This window comes from Blautia sp. DFI.3.45 (assembly GCF_020593505.1).
In the GTDB taxonomy this organism is placed as follows: domain Bacteria; phylum Bacillota; class Clostridia; order Lachnospirales; family Lachnospiraceae; genus Blautia_A; species Blautia_A wexlerae.
Window position 1 is genome coordinate 1 of the sequence record NZ_JAJDMI010000038.1, and the last position, 17,745, is coordinate 17,745.

The following is a 17,745-nucleotide window of genomic DNA, read 5'->3' on the forward strand; positions in this document are numbered from 1 at the left end:
AGTCTGACGCCTAAAGCGTCTGGAAGCACGTGACTTCAGTCATGTGAGGTTCACAGAAAAAATGATAAGATAGTTTCATCTGTTAAGGTGTTGAACAGTTATAAATATGAGGAGGTTTTTATGGAGAAAAACGAAAACGAAGAACTGCTGGAACAAAGCCCGGCAGAGATTCAGCAGGAAGATACGCAGAAAATTGCAAAGAGCGGGGAAGAAGAGCCGGATACAGAAGAACAGAAAGTCTCCAATGGAAGATTTATACTCTGGAGTCTGGCGGGAGTGTATCTGTTGTATACAAGTTACAGTCTCTGTAAGGGATATGTAACAGGCGAAGAAGGAACCAGTATGGGATTTATGATTGCCGGAATTGCATTTGCAGCTATTGGTGCTGGTCTGCTGTTTTTCGGCATTAAAAATATGCTCTCAGAAGAGAAGATCAAGAAAGCAAAAGCAGCGAAGAATGCGGCAATGGAAGCTGCCGCAGGCGGAGAACTGAAGAAAGAGGATGCATCCGGGCAGAACAGATCAATGAGCATTGCTGAAAGGGCTAATATGGTTAAGAATCTGGAAGACGAAGAGGAAGACGGGGAAAACGAGAAAGAATGAAAATATTGATCACATTGCTGAAACCGTTGTCTTTTTTACCGGCACTGCTGATGATGTATATCATCTTTTCGTTCTCAGCCCAGCCGGGTGAAGTTTCAGGTAATCTGAGCTATAAAATAAGTTATGAGATCATAGAAACGAAGAGCGAGCTTTTGTCAGAGAATCTGAGCAGTGAAGAGATTGCCTATAAGGCAGATGGAATTCACTACTATGTGAGAAAAGCGGCACATATGACAGAGTATTTTCTGCTGGCTATCGCTATTTCTTTTCCTTTATATGTCTATGGTGTGAGAGGAATCTGGCTGATGCTTCTTGCGGGAATTGTCTGTGTGGGATTTGCAGGGCTGGATGAGTATCATCAGTCTTTTGTGGATGCCCGTACACCTGCGGTAAAGGATGTGGGAATCGACAGTATAGGGGCGTTTATCGGAATACTTCTTGTTCAGGCATTCTGCTGGTCTGTACTGAATAATCCTAATAAAAAGAAGAAAAAAAGAAGTCATTAAATAATCAGGAAAAATACATATTCAAAAAAGGAAAGACAAAAAGGAGCTGCCACATTAATAAGAACTTAATGTGGTATGCTCCTTTTGACATTGGTTCACTGGTAATATCCTGCGAAGCGTGTTGTTGTGAACAGTAATTTTTGACTTGAATGTACACTTGATTTCCTGCTGCGTTTAAGCCTGGATTTCTGAAAGTCTGTCCAGTCCGGCTTTGGTATGGCGGATAAAAATATCTCTGACCGCCTGGATCTCGCCAAGACCTTTCAGAGTACATTTGACAGAATATCCCTCTTTTTCCAGAATACTTTTCCAGGAATCATCGTCCTCTCCGGACATATCATTGGTAGCATGATCACCTGCGACGATCATAAAAGGTGCCAGATGAACATGAGCCGGATGCAGATTTTTTAATTTATCCAGAAAGCTTTCAATGGAGAAATCCCCTTCAACCGTTCCCATATGCATATTGGAATAGCCGAAATGCTTAAACAGTTCGTCCATCTCAGGATAAAGTTCATTGGCAACATGCTCTGTTCCATGTCCCATAAATAAGAGAATTTCATCAGAATCAGGGTGATATTCCTGTGCCATAGCCTGACAGACCTCTTCTTTGTCCTGTTTTGTAACCATCAGAGAATCACAGATAATGACAGAATCGAAATCCTTTTTATGTGCAAGAACTTTTTCTTTCATAGCATCACTCTCAAATCCGGTGATCACATAGGTTGGCTGTACAACGACATTTCGAATTCCGTCCGCTTTCAGCTGGGTCATTGCCTCATCAATATCCATAATGTGGATCCCGTCCCGCTTCCGGAGTTTGGCGCGGATACGGGGACTTGTCCATGCGCAGTATAACGGATATTCCGGAAATGCATGATGCAGGTCAGATTCAATCTGTTCAATTGTTTTTTTTCGTGTTTCTTCATAACTTGTACCGAAGCTGATAACAAGAATTGCTGTTTTTTCAGTTACCCCCATTTTAAATCTCCTTATAATAAGTATATTGGCATTTACCACAACTGCCACTGACAGGTTTTCCGCAAAACAGATGTAGTGGCGGTAAAAGGTAATTGACTGCGCACTCATATAAAAAAGATGTCATGATAATAGACATTGTTTTTTATTATACAGGGAGTTATAGGGAAACACAAGTAAAAGCTAAGATTTTGACGTCTGAGTATCTCTGTATGCAGATGGAGTGACATTCATTTTTTTCTTGAAGCTTGTGCTGAAATAATATTGATTGGCGTAACCGCATTTCATACTGATTTCCTTCAGAGTCATGTTTGTGGCTGTAAGATAACGGCAGGCGGCGTTGATTCGCTGAGTAGTGATATAGTCACTGATACTCACGCCCTGTTTCTTTTTAAAGAGGGCACTCAGATAAGCCGGGCTGACATTGGCTTCGCTGGCGATATCGTTCAGGCACAGAGTATTGCTGGCATAGTTTTCGTCAATATATGAAGTTACAGATTCGCATAATTTCTGGTGATAATCATTCAGAGAAGAATCCAGTTTCCGGCAGAGAAGGCGGCAGAGTTCGTTGAGCCAGCCGCATAGTTCTTCTGTGGTATGAAATTCTTCCAGATGATTGTATACATACAGGATCTTTGCTTCCAGATCATGGGTATCCAGGTTTAGTTCATAGAAAAACTTCAGAATCCTTCCAAGCAGAGAGTAGATCTGGATAAATGCGAAACTTTTGGTGCGGAAGTTCTCAGTAAGCCATCTGGAGAAATCCTGAAACCAGGAGTCAATTGCAGAAACATCCTTTTTACACAGAAGGCGGATTAATTCCTCCTCTCTGGAATCGGAGAAATCAGTGGCAGATAAGTCATGTCCAAGAGCCTCACGTCCGTCAAATACGTTCTGGTGTGGGAAAAAGAAACGATAATCCAGTGCATGAACTGCACTTTCATAAGAACGGTTCAGATCCCACAGATCCTGTACAATGGCACCGATTCCGGCATTCAGAACCAGTCCCTGTGAATTGCAGTTATCTACAAGTGCAGAAATGATTTTATAGGTAAGCTGGCGAAAATTTCCGGACTGGCAGCCGCTTTGTCCGATCACACACAGATAACCATCAATATCCTGCAGGGGATAAATATAATTTAATTCTGAGGTTTGTTCTGTGATCAGATCACGAAGATTCAGCAGTTCCATCTGAAATTTCTCAATGCCATAGGAATCCCTGAGAGACTGTGCATTTTCCAGTTCAAGAATCACTACGTTATAAAAATCATAATCCAGTTTAAGGTTCAGGTAGTTCAGATAAGGTTTGAGACGATAGGAAGCCTCCTGCCTGGAACGGTGAGTGATATCACGGAAAAATTTTTCGATAAGCAAAGGCCTGCTCTGTTTAAGCAACTGCAGATTTTTCTGCTCACGTTCCATCAGGGCAAAAGCATTTTTTACTTTCTGGATCAGATATGCGTAATCCAGAGGTTTTTCAATATAATCCAATGCACCAAGAAGCAGAGCGCGTCTTGCATATTCAAATTTATCATAGGCACTGATCAGTATGATTTTTACCATTGGATTAATATCCAGTGCTTGCCTGCTCATTGAAATTCCGTCCAGATCCGGCATTTCAATATCTGAGATGATCAAATCTACAGGTTCTTTTTTCATAGCGTCTATCGCAGAGGTTCCGTTGTAGCAGATATGTACGATTTCTGCGTTCAGAACTTCCCAGTCTATGTTCTTTTCAATTCCTTCTGCTGACAGATAATTGTCATCTACAATCATTATTTTCCTCATCTGTATCCTCCATTTGTTGAAATTCAATTGTGACATAGGTACCGTTTCCGGGATGGCTGTCAATACGCACAGAGCCGTTACCGTACAAAGGATTGGAAATGCGGGCGCTTACATTTGAAATTCCAAAATGTTTTTCGTAATTTATGACTTTGTTGTCTATGGCATATCGGAGCTGTTCCAGTGTCTCCGGAGACATTCCGGCTCCATTGTCTTCAATGGATATCACTACGGTATCATCACCGTAGAGTACCTGAATGGAAATAAAAACTTCAGGTGTATCGGCTGAAAGACCGTGCAGGATAGAATTCTCCAGGAATGGCTGTAATGTAAATTTGCAGATCGTGAAATTTTCTATTCCGTCTTCGGCATTGATCTCCCAGTTAAGATTATCTTTATGGCAGAGTTTCTCCATTTCCAGATACAGGCGGGCAATTTCCAGTTCGTCTTTGATCGGTATCAGTTCTTTTGATTTTCTCAGCGTCAGTCGGTAAAAGGCAGTCAGATTTGTCAGCATCTGATCTGCAATATCCAATTTGCCAAGTGCCTGGCAGGTTCGGATGGTTCCAAGGATATTGTAGAGAAAATGTGGATTGATCTGTGATTGTAATAACTGATATTTCAGCCGTTCTTCATTAATGGAGAGACTGACAATTGATTTCAGATTCTGGGCAATTGTGTGCTGCATATCTTCAAAGGTAATCCCCAGATTGTCTATTTCATCATAATTGGAAGCATCGGCCGGATGCGGGAGTGTGATGATGGAAAGGTGCTCCGGATCATGTCCGAGATGAAAGGATTCCATGGCATAGGACAGTGCGGCAATTCTGCTTGTCAGTTTCCTGGAAAAAAGGATTACAATAAAAATAGTCAGCGGCAGAGAAATAATTACAGTGATCAACAGTGTTTTGATCAGTACCTGTGTATTGCTTTTGATATAGTTTTCCGGGATTTCCGTAATATGCAGCCAACCGTTATCCAGAGTGCGGCAGTTATAGTAGATGTCATTGTCTTTAAAGAAGGAATTGGTATTTTCCAGAAACATCTGTTTTATTGAATCTGAAATCCAGGTCTGATTACGGGAAGAATCACTGTGAGCTGCAATTTGTCCCTGTGGTGTCAGAATGTAACTGGAAATTGCGGTATCAGAAGCAGAAGTCTGAAGATACCGGGAAAATTCATCGCAGTCAAGTGCAATACAATAAGCATATTCGAGAACATTGCTGGATTTGTCCTGAAGAGCACGAAAACACAGCAGTGTATTTGCGCTTCTTTTGGAAGCAGATATAACTCTGGGTAAGGTGGTATTTTTCTTTAACAGCCACAGGGAAGAAGAACCTATGGAATGTAATTCAGATTCGCTGATTCCATAATTGAAAAGTTTATCTGTGGAAAAGAAATATATACCCTCATCAGCTCCGGTTTGTTCCGGTTTTAAAAAAACATATATATGAAAGAAATCAAATGTAGATTTATATAATGAAATATTGCTTCTCATGGATGTTAATGCCTGCATGGTGCCAACCTGATCTGGGGAAGAGTGTTCAAAAGCGTACATCTGATACTGGATGGTGTCAGCAACGTTTTCGGTCTGGTTCAGACGGCTGTTAAGCTGAAAAATAAGCTGTTCATCAGACATCAATGCAGAGTTTGTGATTCGGTCTCTGGCAAGATTATAGGAAACATGGTAACTGACCAGTGCAACAAGTGTCAGAGGAAGCAGGGTTGCAACCAGAAAGGCAATCAGGAGTTTTGCCTGAAATGAGGAAAATCTGGAAGGAATCCATTTATGATAATTTATTTTTTTCAAGTTGAGTTTCATTACACATAATACTCCTTATATGAATAGGTTTGATTTTATCAGGTATCTTTTTGAAGATTGCCATATTATACAGCAATTCTGTAAAGATGCAACACAGTGTTCATCTGCTATCTGTATTATAAAAAATCAGAATGAAAAAAACAATAGAACGAAAAATAATATAAATCAATCAAAAGAAATTGTATTTAGTAAAAAGAGTGTTTTTGTTATTCTTTAATTACCAAATAACACAGAACAGTTGATGCGAGAGAACTGTTCGGAAAAGGAGAGAATATGAGGAAAAAAGTGTTAAGTGCAGTTTTAGCTGCAACAATGGTGGCAGGAATGATGGGGAATGTTGTAAGTGTATCAGCAGAGGAGAAATATGATCTTACTTTATACAGCGTTAACACTACTGACCCGGATTTTGATGACTGGCTTGCAAATGTAGAGGAGGCAACGGGTTTAAATATCAATGTTATTGCAGCTCCGACAGATACAGACACACGTCAGCAGAAGATTACAACGATTCTTTCTACAGGAGATTCTTCCGTAGACATTGTCGAAATCAACGATGAAATGAGTGCTGCATTCAAGAATTCCGGATGGCTGGAAGGTCTGAATGACACGGTTATGACAGATGATATCATTGATCAGTTTGCGCAGGGGTATATTCAGGATATGATCACAGATAAGGATGGAAATATTGTAGGAGTTCCGGGATATACAGGATATCTTGCATTTTGGGTAAATCAGGAAATTATGGATGAGGTGGGAATCGAATCCATTGATACAAAAGAAGATTTCATGAAATACATGGAAGCAGTTTCAAAAGATGGACGTTTCGGATACGGCGGTTCCTGGGAAAAGACATATGCATTTAATGAAATTGCACAGTTTGTAAATATGTTTGGCGGTGACTACTTCGACTGGACAAAAGAAGAAAATAAAGAAGCAATTCAGTTCCTTCATGATCTGGTTGCCAACAAAGAAACACCTGTTGATCAGATCGCAGATAAATATGATCAGATGAATCCAAAAATCAATGATGGCAAATACGGATGCTGGTTTATGTGGGGCTTAGGTACGGATTATGCAAAGGCAGATATGCTGGGAGCTGACAAGATCCACATGGCAATGGTACCTGATTTCAGCGGCAATGGAGAGCGAGCAATCTTTACAGATTCCTGGAGCTATGTGCTGAACAGTGCATCCAAAAACAAAGATGCAGCCATTAAATTCCTGCAGTATATGGCAGATGAAGGTGGAATGGAAGCATCCTATAAAGCATTTGACAGATATCCTGCAAGAAAGGATGTTGCAGAAAAAGTTGTTCCGGATACTGATCCTGCAAAAGAAATATACAGCCAGTATGCAGAAGAGTGCAACGTACAGGGACGTCCGCTGGTAGCACAGACAATGGAGTTCATCAGTGATATGGGAACTATCTTCCAGTCCTGCATGAAAGATGAGATCACAGTAGATGAGTTCTGTAAAAAAGCACAGGAAGTCGTTGATACATATCAGTAAAAACGGTATTCGTTTAAAGTCTTTTGAAATACTGACACATAAAAACTGACATAATAAATGAAGGTATAAAGCAGAAAAATCTGCTTTATACCTGTGCTTAAAGATATGAAGGAGGGAGTACCTGTGACAATCAGTAAAAAATCAATGAAATGGATTCCGTGGCTGTTGGTGTTACCTGTGGTTATTATTCGTGGATTTACGACTTTGTATCCGATTTTAATGACAGTTAGAAATAGTTTTTTTGATATTAAAATTCTGTCCGGAATTAATGAATTCTGTGGAATTCAGAATTACCTGAAAATTTTTTCAGATCCCAAAGTGCTTACATCTATACGTTTTACAGTGATTTTTGTAGTAGTATCAATGATATTCCATGTAATATTAGGCGTAGGTCTTGCTCTGATATTAAATATGAAATTTAAGGGACGTCGTTTTCTTCGTACGATTGTACTGATTCCCTGGGCAATGCCGGCAGTTGTTGTAGGTATGGCTGCAAAATGGGCATTTAATAATGATTATGGTCTGATCAATGACTTTATCAGATTGTTTGTCCATGGATACCAGAATAGCTGGCTGATCAATACAGGATCTGCAAGAGCTGCTGTAATTGCCGTGGATCTGTGGAAAGATCTTCCGTTCTTTGCGATTCTTGTATTATCCGGTCTGCAGTTTATTTCGGGTGATATCTATGAAGCCGCAAAAGTAGACGGTGCAAATGGAATCCAGTGTTTCTTCAGAATTACATTACCGTTGATACTGAAAAATGTACTGACTTTATCTATTCCATTTACTTTATGGAGACTGACAACCTTTGATATTGTATATTCTATGACTTCAGGTGGTCCTGGAGAAGATACGGCACTGATCGCATACAGAATCACGACAGAGGCGTTTACAAATCTGAATGTCGGTTATGCATCTGCACTGGCAATGTTACTGTTTGTTGTAATGGCAGTATTCAGCTGGCTGAATATACGTGTTATGAACAAGATTGATAACTAAAGGAGGAAATACCATGAAAAAAGATTCAAGAAAATATAACATATATCATGGTGTAATGGCAGGTGGAAGATGGGTACTGTTTGCAATTGTCTCATTTATTATCCTGTTTCCGGTATACTGGATTTTTATTTCCTCTATTACACCTTCCGGAGAATTATTCAAAACACCGATTGATTATCTGCCGGATCATCCGACACTGGAAAGCTATAAGTTTCTGATCGAGAACGTAGGACTTTTATCAAAAGTGGGAAATACAGTATTGATCGTAGGTCTTACACTGGTTATTAGTACTGTACTCTGTGCAATGGCTGCATACGGATTCTCACGTTTCACTACAAAAGGAATCAATATTGCTTTTGCATTTATTATTGCAACTATGTTAATTCCTGAGGTTGTTACAGCAAGACCATTATATGAGTTCATGCAGAAAGTAAAATTATATGATACATATCCCGGACTGATTTTGCTTTATATCAGTACTGTTATCCCATTTACGGTTCTGATTCTGAGAAACTTTGTGGGGGAAATCCCTATTTCACTGGAAGAGGCAGCAGCGATTGACGGTGCAACTTTTTCACAGAGACTTTTTACAATCGTATTGCCTCTTATGAAACCTGCAATCGCAACTGTATGTATTATCAACTTTATTACCTGCCTGAATAACTTCTTCACACCGTTGTTTTATTCAAATGGTATTCAGGTTCTTTCCGTTGCCATTGTACAGCTTCCACTGCGTGACAACATGTATGGAGTTCCGTGGGATCTGGTAAGTGCAATGGGATGGATTATTCTTTTACCGATTATTATTTTTGTTGCAGTCTTTGAAAAGCAGATCATGGATGGTATAATGGCAGGAGGAGTAAAAGCCTGATTATCTGAATGCTAAGAATATTGGAGGAAAACATTATGTATCAGTCATTTAAAGGTGGACTTGGTGGAATTGCTCTGTCAAAACATGGAAGAAGCCGTGCAATCAATGCAGAGAATCCACACGGAGAAAAAGGTAAAGGCGGAATGGCAGCGAGCCATCTGGGACCGTCCAGAAAAGGAAGTCCCTGCCTGAGAGATATTGAGCCGGGTGCAACTGTAACTCTTGCAGAGATGGAAGGTCCGGGAGAAATCAATCATATTTGGATTACAGTGGATAACAAGACAACAGATGCAGATTGTTTTGTATTGAGAGATCTGGTCATCCGTATGTACTGGGATGATGAGGAAACACCATCTGTGGAAAGTCCTCTCGGAGATTTCTTTTGCTGTGGTTTTGGAAGAGAGTGTATTGTAAATTCTGTCCCAATGGCAGTGGTGCCAAGCAGAGGATTTAACTGTTACTTCCCGATGCCGTTTAAGAAAAAAGCAAAAATTACTCTGGAAAATCAGCATGCAAATAAAATTCCGGCATTTTTCTATCAGGTAGATTACTGTCTGTATGATGAGCTTCCGGATGATATTACTTATTTCCATGCACAGTGGAGGCGAGAGCGACTGACAGAGAAGCAGAAAGATTATACAATCCTTGACGGAGTAAAAGGAAAAGGTCATTATGTAGGAACTTATATTGCACTTACCACACTGGAACGTTACTGGTGGGGCGAAGGTGAAATGAAATTCTATATTGACGGTGATGATGAATATCCCACAATCTGCGGAACCGGAACAGAAGATTATTTTGGAGGCTCCTGGAGTTTTGCAAAGCAGGTGGACGGAAAGACTGTGGAACAAAATTATAATACACCATATCTGGGCTACCCATACTATTCTGCTCATGATGAGCTGATCCATAATTTCTATCATAATGATGACTGTCCGCCGATGAGAGGTTTCTATCGCTGGCATATTCAGGATCCGATTTGTTTTGATGAGGATCTGCGTGTGACCATTCAGCAGATTGGAGTAGGTTACAGAGGATTATTTGAACGTCAGGATGATGTGGCAAGCGTGGCTTACTGGTATCAGACACACCCACATGCACCGTTTGCACCATTGATGTCAAAAGAGGACAGATGGCCAAGATAAAAAACAGAGGTGAAATGCTTGAAAAAAAGTGTTGTAATTTTCATAACTGCAGTATGTTTGCTTATTACAGGATGTGGAGATACGGGGAGCTTATCTAAGCTCCCCTCATCGTCGTTTCACGAAGACAAACAAAAGCTGACAATCATGCATATTGATGCAGATAATAAAAGATTTCAGGATTTTATCGAGGAAACAGAAAAAAACTTGATATGGAAATCACTGTGGAAAAATGTCCGTCCAATGCGGATAATCGGCAGGCAAAAATATCCACGATCCTGGCTTCGGGGGACAAAAATATTGATTTGATTTCCGTGAATGATGAGATGATTTCTGAGTTTAAGCATAAGGGATATCTGGAACCACTGGAAAAAAACGTTATGACAGAAGAAGTAAGAGACAGCTTTCCGCAGAAGTATCTGGAAAGCATTTGTGAAGAGAATGGACATATATATTCTGTCCCTTTTCAGATGGATATTATGATGTTCTGGGTAAATCAGGAGTTGCTGAAACAGGCAGGACTCGATGAGATAAAGAATACCGGTGATTTTGATATTCTGCAGAAGAGTTTGAAAAATCCGGATCAGTACGCTTATGGAGATGCATGGGAAAATACACATGTTTATAACAGTCTTTCGCAATTTGTGAATTTCTGGGGTGGCGATTATTTCGACTGGACTGATCCGAAAACCAAAGATGCAGCCAGATATATGAAAAGTATGCTGGATGAGAAAAATACATCGCCTGCACAGTTTGTAGATCAGTATGAACAGATGGAAGAGAAATTTATCAGGGGAAAATATGGATGTGTTTTTATGTATACGAGTGCTCTGGGTACATTTCTTGATGCTGATGTATATGGGAAAAATAAAATACATATGGCACCGCTTCCCGTGCTTCATAAGAAAAAAGCCACTAATATTGCAACCTGGCAGTATGTTTTGAACAATGCTTCAGAAAATAAAGATGCAGCTGTCAGATTTCTTCAGTATGCAGCCGGTTATGAAGGCAGTACTGAATATGCAAAAATAATGAAAAGTTATCCTGCCAGAGTGGATGTGATCGAAAATGAGGATATTGATCTGGAAGGAATAGATATGATACGGAAATATCTCCGGGAATATACATTGAATGTACGTCCGTTATGTGAAAATTCCATGGGTGCTGTCTCAGATATGGGAAAACTGTTTCAGGGATATGTTCTTGGGCAATGTGAAGAGGACAGTTTCTTTGAGCAGGCACAAAATTGTATAAATACTTACTATTAAAAAGGCATCTTCGGATGTCCTTTTTAGTTGCGGATTTTTGATGCCGGATTTATAATAACAATAACAATGACAACAGGAGGCAGCTTCATGCAGAATCAACAACCATCAACTTTAAAGGAAATACGCGTCCATGGTACACAGGACTTTCCCTGTGCGTTCTATCAGACAGGAACAAGGATAAAAGGGAATATGGTGAAACATCACTGGCATGAAGAAGTAGAACTGCTTTATTTTTCGGGTGGAGAGTTCTGTCTGGAAGTAAATATGGAACGTTTCAACATTTCAGAGGAATGTTTTTATTTTATTAATCCCGGGGAACTTCACAGTATTTCTGTTGAAAAAAACGGCGGCTGTGTGGAAAATGCGGTGGTTTTTCATATGGATATGCTAAGCTCTGCATATGCTTTGGATCAGATTCAGACGAATCTGATCCAGCCGGTACAAAATGGCAGTATCCAATTTCCGAGATGTCTGCGAAAGAATGAGCCGGCATTTGAACCGGTAAGAAAATCTTATGAAGAAATCCGTAATGTATTTGGCGGAGATTCTTTTCGGGAGAATTATTATGACGGCGAGGCGGTTACGGATGATATCACCCGACAGTTGTTTATCAAATCAACGCTGCTTCGGATTCTGGCAGTTCTGTCTGCGAATAATCTGTTTGAGGTAACGGAGAAGAATCATGACCACAGAATTGAGACGATCAAGACAACACTGACTTACATACAGGAGAACTATAAAGAGAAAATTTATATACGTGACCTTGCAGGACTGATCGGGATGAATGAGCAATATTTCTGCAGATTTTTCAAGAAGGTGATCGGGCGTTCGCCTATGGAATATGTGAATGAGTACAGGATAAAAAAGGCTATTCATTATCTGAAGGAGTCTGACTTTACAGTTACGGAAATCTGTCTGGAATGCGGATATAATAATCTGGGAAATTTCCTGAGAGAGTTCAGGAAATATACGTCAACAACACCACTGCAGTACCGCAGACATTCATTAAAAGAAACACAGTAAATAAGAATATCGGTAATATAAAAAAGTCAAAATTTTGTATTTTTTTATCAAAAAAAGATAAGACAGAAGCCTTGGATTCTGATATAATTGCCGTAAATGAAAAAGAGACCTTAGGCGCTAAAGGTAAGAGGTATAATACTGGGGACAAAGCAGACAATAGCGCCGGTTAATAAAAAACACAGGAGGATTTTTGCAATGGTAAAGAAATGGTGGAATGAAAAGGTTGCTTATCAGATTTACCCGAAGAGTTTTTATGATACCAATGGAGATGGAATTGGAGATCTGAGAGGTGTTATTGAGAAGCTTGACTATTTGAAAGATCTGGGAGTTGATATTATCTGGCTTTCCCCCTGCTACCGCTCTCCGTTAGCTGATCAGGGATATGATATTTCAGATTATTATGATATTGATCCTCGCTTCGGAACCATGGCAGATATGGATGAACTGATTGCTGAGGCTAAGAAGAGAGATATGTACATTCTGATGGATCTTGTTGTAAACCACTGTTCTGATGAACATGAATGGTTTAAAAAAGCATGTGAGGATCCAGATGGTAAATATGGTAAATTCTTCTATCTGCGTGACAAGAAAGAAGGAGAACTTCCAACTAACTGGCGTTCTTATTTCGGCGGACCTGTATGGGAAGATCTTCCAGGAACAAATAAACAATATCTGCATGTTTTCCATAAGAAACAGCCCGATCTGAACTGGGAGAACCCGGAAGTAAGGGAAGAAGTTTATAAGAATATCAACTGGTGGCTGGATAAAGGTCTTGGTGGATTCCGTATTGATGCGATTATCAATATCAAGAAAGCACTTCCGATGCATGACTATGAGCCGGATCGTGAAGACGGTCTTTGCAGTATCAGGAAGATGCTGAAAGAAGCGAAGGGAATCGGCGACTTCCTTGGCGAGATGAGAGACCGTACATTTAAGAAATACGATGCATTCTCTGTCGGTGAAGTTTTCGATGAGAAGGATGAAGAGATTCCGGATTTCATCGGCGATAATGGATATTTCTCCAGTATGTTTGACTTCGAAGAGACTATCTGGGGGGCATCTGACAAGGGATGGTATGACTGCAAACAGATTACTCCGGATGCCTACAAGAAATGTTGTTTTACAACACAGAGAAAAATTGGCGATATCGGATTTGTTTCCAATATTATTGAAAATCATGACGAGCCTCGTGGTGTCAGCAGATATATCCCGGAAGGTGACTGCTGTGACGCAAGTAAGAAGATGCTTGGCGGTCTGAACTTTATGCTTCGCGGACTTCCGTTTATCTACCAGGGCCAGGAACTTGGTATGGAGAATGTGAAGTTTGAATCTATCGATCAGGTAGATGACATTTCCAGTCTGGATGAGTATAAGGTAGCTCTGGCAGCAGGATGTACACCTGAGGAAGCACTGAAAGCTGTTTCCAGATTCAGCCGCGATAATGCCAGAACACCGATGCAGTGGACAGATGGTGAGAATGCAGGATTTACGACAGGTAAACCATGGCTGAAGGTCAATGCGAATTATACAAAGATCAATGCAGAGAGCCAGATGAATGATCCGGAATCTGTGAGAAGTTTCTATAAGAAACTTATCGCACTGCGTAAGGATCCGGAATACAAAGAGACTGTTGTTTACGGAGAACTGGAACCTGTATGGGAAGATGTACATAATCTGATGGCATACTATCGTAAAGGGGATAAGACTCTTCTTGTAGTTGGTAATTACCAGAAAGAGCCACAGACCATTGAACTTGCAGGAGAGTGTAAGAAGGTTCTGATCAATAACTATGACAATGTAGCTATGGATGGAAATAAGATTGAACTGCAGGGGTATCAGTTCCTTGTTATTGAGATGTAGCAGAAGAAAAAAGAACGGAAATCCAGGTATGAGTACTTGGATTTTCGCTCTTTTTGTATCCATGAATTATAGCAATCTTCTATAGCAATCCTCATAAATAATGCGTATTGCTCCCGGCTCATCAGAGCGTGAAATCCCGCGACAGATATCCCTGAGTGCCTTATAAAGCTGAACTGTCATCGGAGGAATCATCTTCAGGGGGATTCAGAATCTTTACGCTGTCGCGTACTACAAGTCTGACCGGAAGAGAAAGGTTCGTTGTTTTTGGATTCCAGCCATCAATCATTTTGAACAGATATTCTGCGGCAATGGTTCCGCGCTGGAAGATATCCTGATGAATAGTGGTGAGTGAAGGACAAGCAAGCTGCGCATACAGATTATCATCAAATCCGGTGATGGAGAGATCTTCCGGAAAGCGGATCCCTTTGGCTTTGAGATATTTCATCAGGGTAACTGCGTAATAATCGGAACAACACATAAAGGCAGTGAACTTGTGTGCGACTGCATAAATCTCCTCCATACTTCCCTGGCGTTCATATTTGGAAGGGCGAATCACGATCAGATTATCCAGATCAATATCCAGTCCGTATTCCTGAAGTGCCCGCTGATGCCCGGTGTATCGGATATAGTCTACACCTTCCATATTGTCGGCAAGAAATGCGATTTTTCTGTGACCGCAGTCAAGAAGATACTTTGTCATCAGGTATCCGCCCTCTTCATCGTCAAGACCGATATTAACGTATCTGGCAATATTCTTTGGAGTGTAACTGTCGATAAGGACAGCAGGTTTTTTGTACTTACTTCTGATTTTGAGATAATCGTCGTGGAGCATACCGATGAGAATCAGTCCTTCAGTGTTCCAGCCTACTATATTGCGCACAATTTCTTCAATATCTTCAGAAATATAGATCATCATATAATACCCCTGCTCACGAATAGCAGATTCCAGAGCTCCCAGCAGTTCGCCGTGAAATGGATCTGTGAAGATATTCTCGTATTTATCCTTTCGCCTTTTTAATACAATTCCGATGAGTCTGGAATGGTTCTGTGCGAGATTTTTTGCATTCATATTTGGGACGTAATCATATTCGTCCAGAAGTTTCTGAACTTTCTCAGCAGTTTTCTGAGAAACTTCGCTGGTTTTTCCATTAATGACATTTGATACTGTGGTGGTACTGATTCCAAGCATCTCTGCCATTTCTTTAATTGTTATCATGTGAGATTCACCTCAATACAAAAATATATAAATATATTATCACATTGGGACATGAAAACGCAAGTGTTGCACAAAAAAGTTTGAATAAAATAAAAGAAAATTGTAACTGTTGCTCATAAGTCGTTTGGGAGAGAACGATAATAATTAAAAAATGCAAAATATAAGGCTGTCGTCAAAAAATATCTGACAACAGCCCTGCACGGAATATTATTTCTGGATTACGATTGCTTCGTAAGGTCTGAGAGTGATTTTATGGTTTACTTTTGCATCAATGTAATTGGAGATAAGAACTTTTCCGTTTGTAAATTCTTCAGGAAGCTCTACTTCACGTGTATTCTCGCTGAAATTGCAGTATACGATCAGTTTTTCATCGCCAAGTGTACGGATATAAGCGTAGATATCCTTGTCATCATCAAGGATCAGATCATAGGTACCGTATACGATCAGTTCACTTTCATGGCGGAGCTTGATCAGTTTCTGATAATATTTGAATACGGAATCTTCGCGGTTAACCTGATCTTTGGCATTGATCTTAGTGTAGTTCGGGTTTACCATAATCCAGGGGTTAGTTGTGGAGAAACCTGCGTAAGCACTGTCGTCCCACTGCATAGGGGTTCTTGCATTGTCACGTCCCTTATAACCGATTGCTGCCATCATGTCCTCTTCGGTCATCTTACCCTGTTCGGTTAATTCGTGGAAAGCATTGATACTTTCAAGGTCGCGGAAGTTGTCAAGAGTGTTAAACGGGCAGTTTGTCATACCCAGTTCCTCACCCTGATATACATAAGGTGTACCCTGCATCATATGGATACATGTTGCAAGCATTTTTGCAGAGATTTCTCTGTATTCGTCACTGTCATTGCCGAAACGGGAAACGCTTCTTGGCTGGTCATGATTTTCCCAGTAGAGACTGTTCCATGCAATATCCTGAAGACCTTTCTGCCAGCGTGTAAGGATTTTTTTCAGGTTGCGCAGATCCATCTTTCTGGTTGTCCATTTGCCGGCTTTTTCATCACTGTCAACATCCATATGCTCGAACTGGAATACCATGTTCAGCTCTTTTTCATCGCTTCTTGCATATTTCTTTGCCTCTTCCAGAGTAACACCTGAGCATTCGCCTACAGTGATCGTGTCAGCATTATTCAGTGCTTTCTGACGCATTTCCTGAAGATATTCATGTACATGAGGGCCATTTGCGGATACATTAAAGGTTGCGTAACCGTTAATTCCAGTTTCTTTGTCAGGAAGCCCCGGCTCTTTGGAGATGAGACTGATAACGTCCATACGGAATCCGTCAACTCCCTTTTTCAGCCACCAGTTCATCATATCGAAAACATCCTGACGTACAGCTGGATTGTCCCAGTTCAAATCAGGCTGTTTCTTGGAGAACAGGTGCAGGAAATACATATCTGTTGTCTTGTCGTATTCCCATGCAGGACCGGAGAAGCAGGAACCCCAGTTGTTCGGAAGGCTTCCGTCTTCTTTTGCAGGACGCCAGATGTAGTAATCTCTGTAAGGATTGTCTGTGGATTTGCGGCTCTCGATGAACCATTTGTGTTCATCAGAGGTATGGTTTACAACCAGATCCATCATGATTTTGATGCCTTTTTTGTGAGCTGTGGCAAGCATACGGTCGAAGTCTTCCATGGTTCCGAATTCGTCCATGATCGCCTGATAATCACTGATATCATATCCGTTGTCATCATTTGGTGATTTGTAAACCGGAGAGAGCCAGATTACGTCAATTCCAAGCTCTTTTAAATAGTCAAGTTTGCCGGTGATACCGTTAAGATCACCGATTCCGTCTCCGTTGCTGTCGCAGAAGCTGCGAGGATAGATCTGATATACGACGCTTTCTTTCCACCATCTTTTTTCCATTGTAAAGACCTCCTGATAATATTATATTTTAGTACGTTTGATTTGAATAAGAATTATGTGAGCTGACTATAGCAATCCTCTCAATATGCGTTATTTACAAGGATTGCTGTAAATATCTTTTGCCCCTGATAATTTAGAATTTGTGTATAGTTGTATTGCATAAATATATAATAAATACTTTATAGAGAAAATACTTTCGATATTTTGACGGATTTATGTATTATTTTGACTTTTTGACAAAATTATAGAATTGCTGTAAGTAAATCCAATGCTTCAATCGCG

General features: G+C 40.4%; 14 protein-coding genes. 9 read left to right on the forward strand and 5 right to left on the reverse strand.

Going from position 1 to position 17,745, the window contains the following annotated elements; translation table 11 throughout:
• The first annotated feature begins 120 nt into the window (after window positions 1-120).
• Complete coding sequence (locus tag LJE09_RS12570) at window positions 121-603, forward strand: hypothetical protein (protein ID WP_055057253.1); 483 nt, start codon at window positions 121-123, stop codon at window positions 601-603.
• Window positions 600-1,109: a VanZ family protein gene (locus LJE09_RS12575; RefSeq protein WP_025581246.1), complete on the forward strand. Its 510-nt coding sequence runs from the start codon at window positions 600-602 to the stop codon at window positions 1,107-1,109. The genes LJE09_RS12570 and LJE09_RS12575 overlap by 4 nt, the downstream gene beginning before the upstream one ends.
• Before the next feature lie 174 nt (window positions 1,110-1,283).
• Here the strand turns inward: LJE09_RS12575 and LJE09_RS12580 are convergent, their stop codons facing one another.
• From LJE09_RS12580 to LJE09_RS12590, 3 genes are all read right to left on the reverse strand, one after another.
• Complete coding sequence (locus LJE09_RS12580; RefSeq protein ID WP_025581245.1) at window positions 1,284-2,090, reverse strand: sirohydrochlorin cobaltochelatase; 807 nt, start codon at window positions 2,088-2,090, stop codon at window positions 1,284-1,286.
• Between the two features lie 180 nt (window positions 2,091-2,270).
• Complete coding sequence (locus LJE09_RS12585; protein WP_025581244.1) at window positions 2,271-3,875, reverse strand: AraC family transcriptional regulator; 1,605 nt, start codon at window positions 3,873-3,875, stop codon at window positions 2,271-2,273.
• A complete protein-coding gene (locus LJE09_RS12590) occupies window positions 3,850-5,694 on the reverse strand; it encodes a sensor histidine kinase (RefSeq protein WP_020993405.1) in 1,845 nt (614 codons plus the stop codon). The genes LJE09_RS12585 and LJE09_RS12590 overlap by 26 nt, the downstream gene beginning before the upstream one ends.
• 273 nt (window positions 5,695-5,967) lie before the next feature.
• On the opposite strand from LJE09_RS12590, the gene LJE09_RS12595 reads away from it, so the two are divergent.
• The 7 genes from LJE09_RS12595 (at window position 5,968) to LJE09_RS12625 (ending at window position 14,369) form a co-directional block, all read left to right on the forward strand.
• Window positions 5,968-7,203 carry an ABC transporter substrate-binding protein gene (locus LJE09_RS12595; protein WP_055200020.1) on the forward strand — a complete coding sequence of 412 codons (1,236 nt, stop codon included), beginning with the start codon at window positions 5,968-5,970 and terminating at the stop codon, window positions 7,201-7,203.
• 105 nt (window positions 7,204-7,308) lie between these two features.
• Window positions 7,309-8,205 (forward strand): carbohydrate ABC transporter permease, encoded by an 897-nt coding sequence (locus LJE09_RS12600; protein WP_008705747.1) that lies wholly within the window; start codon window positions 7,309-7,311, stop codon window positions 8,203-8,205.
• Between the two features lie 13 nt (window positions 8,206-8,218).
• Entirely contained in the window at window positions 8,219-9,076 is an 858-nt protein-coding gene (locus LJE09_RS12605; protein ID WP_022381105.1) for a carbohydrate ABC transporter permease, read from the forward strand.
• Window positions 9,077-9,111: 35 nt separating this feature from the next.
• Window positions 9,112-10,221 carry a glycoside hydrolase family 172 protein gene (locus LJE09_RS12610; RefSeq protein ID WP_055200019.1) on the forward strand — a complete coding sequence of 370 codons (1,110 nt, stop codon included), beginning with the start codon at window positions 9,112-9,114 and terminating at the stop codon, window positions 10,219-10,221.
• A gap of 209 nt (window positions 10,222-10,430) precedes the next feature.
• The gene (locus tag LJE09_RS12615) at window positions 10,431-11,486 is read left to right on the forward strand and encodes an ABC transporter substrate-binding protein (protein ID WP_227311399.1); all 1,056 of its coding nucleotides are present in this window, start codon (window positions 10,431-10,433) and stop codon (window positions 11,484-11,486) included.
• Between the two features lie 87 nt (window positions 11,487-11,573).
• Complete coding sequence (locus tag LJE09_RS12620; RefSeq protein WP_227311400.1) at window positions 11,574-12,509, forward strand: AraC family transcriptional regulator; 936 nt, start codon at window positions 11,574-11,576, stop codon at window positions 12,507-12,509.
• Window positions 12,510-12,704: 195 nt separating this feature from the next.
• On the forward strand, window positions 12,705-14,369 hold the full coding sequence (locus LJE09_RS12625) for an alpha-glucosidase (RefSeq protein WP_227311401.1): 1,665 nt from the start codon (window positions 12,705-12,707) through the stop codon (window positions 14,367-14,369).
• Window positions 14,370-14,529: 160 nt separating this feature from the next.
• Here the strand turns inward: LJE09_RS12625 and LJE09_RS12630 are convergent, their stop codons facing one another.
• Both LJE09_RS12630 and LJE09_RS12635 read right to left on the reverse strand, forming a co-directional pair.
• Window positions 14,530-15,585, reverse strand: coding sequence for a LacI family DNA-binding transcriptional regulator (locus tag LJE09_RS12630; protein ID WP_195280085.1), 1,056 nt, complete (start codon window positions 15,583-15,585; stop codon window positions 14,530-14,532).
• Window positions 15,586-15,792: 207 nt separating this feature from the next.
• Window positions 15,793-17,463 (reverse strand): glycoside hydrolase family 13 protein, encoded by a 1,671-nt coding sequence (locus tag LJE09_RS12635; protein ID WP_227311402.1) that lies wholly within the window; start codon window positions 17,461-17,463, stop codon window positions 15,793-15,795.
• Window positions 17,464-17,745: the final 282 nt, after the last annotated feature.

Coding starts and splice junctions, on each gene's coding strand:
- LJE09_RS12570 (WP_055057253.1), top strand. CDS start 121: ATGGAGAAAAACGAAAACGAAGAACTGCTGGAACAAAGCCCGGCAGAG.
- LJE09_RS12575 (WP_025581246.1), top strand. CDS start 600: ATGAAAATATTGATCACATTGCTGAAACCGTTGTCTTTTTTACCGGCA.
- LJE09_RS12580 (WP_025581245.1), bottom strand. CDS start 2,090: ATGGGGGTAACTGAAAAAACAGCAATTCTTGTTATCAGCTTCGGTACA.
- LJE09_RS12585 (WP_025581244.1), bottom strand. CDS start 3,875: ATGAGGAAAATAATGATTGTAGATGACAATTATCTGTCAGCAGAAGGA.
- LJE09_RS12590 (WP_020993405.1), bottom strand. CDS start 5,694: ATGAAACTCAACTTGAAAAAAATAAATTATCATAAATGGATTCCTTCC.
- LJE09_RS12595 (WP_055200020.1), top strand. CDS start 5,968: ATGAGGAAAAAAGTGTTAAGTGCAGTTTTAGCTGCAACAATGGTGGCA.
- LJE09_RS12600 (WP_008705747.1), top strand. CDS start 7,309: ATGAAGGAGGGAGTACCTGTGACAATCAGTAAAAAATCAATGAAATGG.
- LJE09_RS12605 (WP_022381105.1), top strand. CDS start 8,219: ATGAAAAAAGATTCAAGAAAATATAACATATATCATGGTGTAATGGCA.
- LJE09_RS12610 (WP_055200019.1), top strand. CDS start 9,112: ATGTATCAGTCATTTAAAGGTGGACTTGGTGGAATTGCTCTGTCAAAA.
- LJE09_RS12615 (WP_227311399.1), top strand. CDS start 10,431: ATGGAAATCACTGTGGAAAAATGTCCGTCCAATGCGGATAATCGGCAG.
- LJE09_RS12620 (WP_227311400.1), top strand. CDS start 11,574: ATGCAGAATCAACAACCATCAACTTTAAAGGAAATACGCGTCCATGGT.
- LJE09_RS12625 (WP_227311401.1), top strand. CDS start 12,705: ATGGTAAAGAAATGGTGGAATGAAAAGGTTGCTTATCAGATTTACCCG.
- LJE09_RS12630 (WP_195280085.1), bottom strand. CDS start 15,585: ATGATAACAATTAAAGAAATGGCAGAGATGCTTGGAATCAGTACCACC.
- LJE09_RS12635 (WP_227311402.1), bottom strand. CDS start 17,463: ATGGAAAAAAGATGGTGGAAAGAAAGCGTCGTATATCAGATCTATCCT.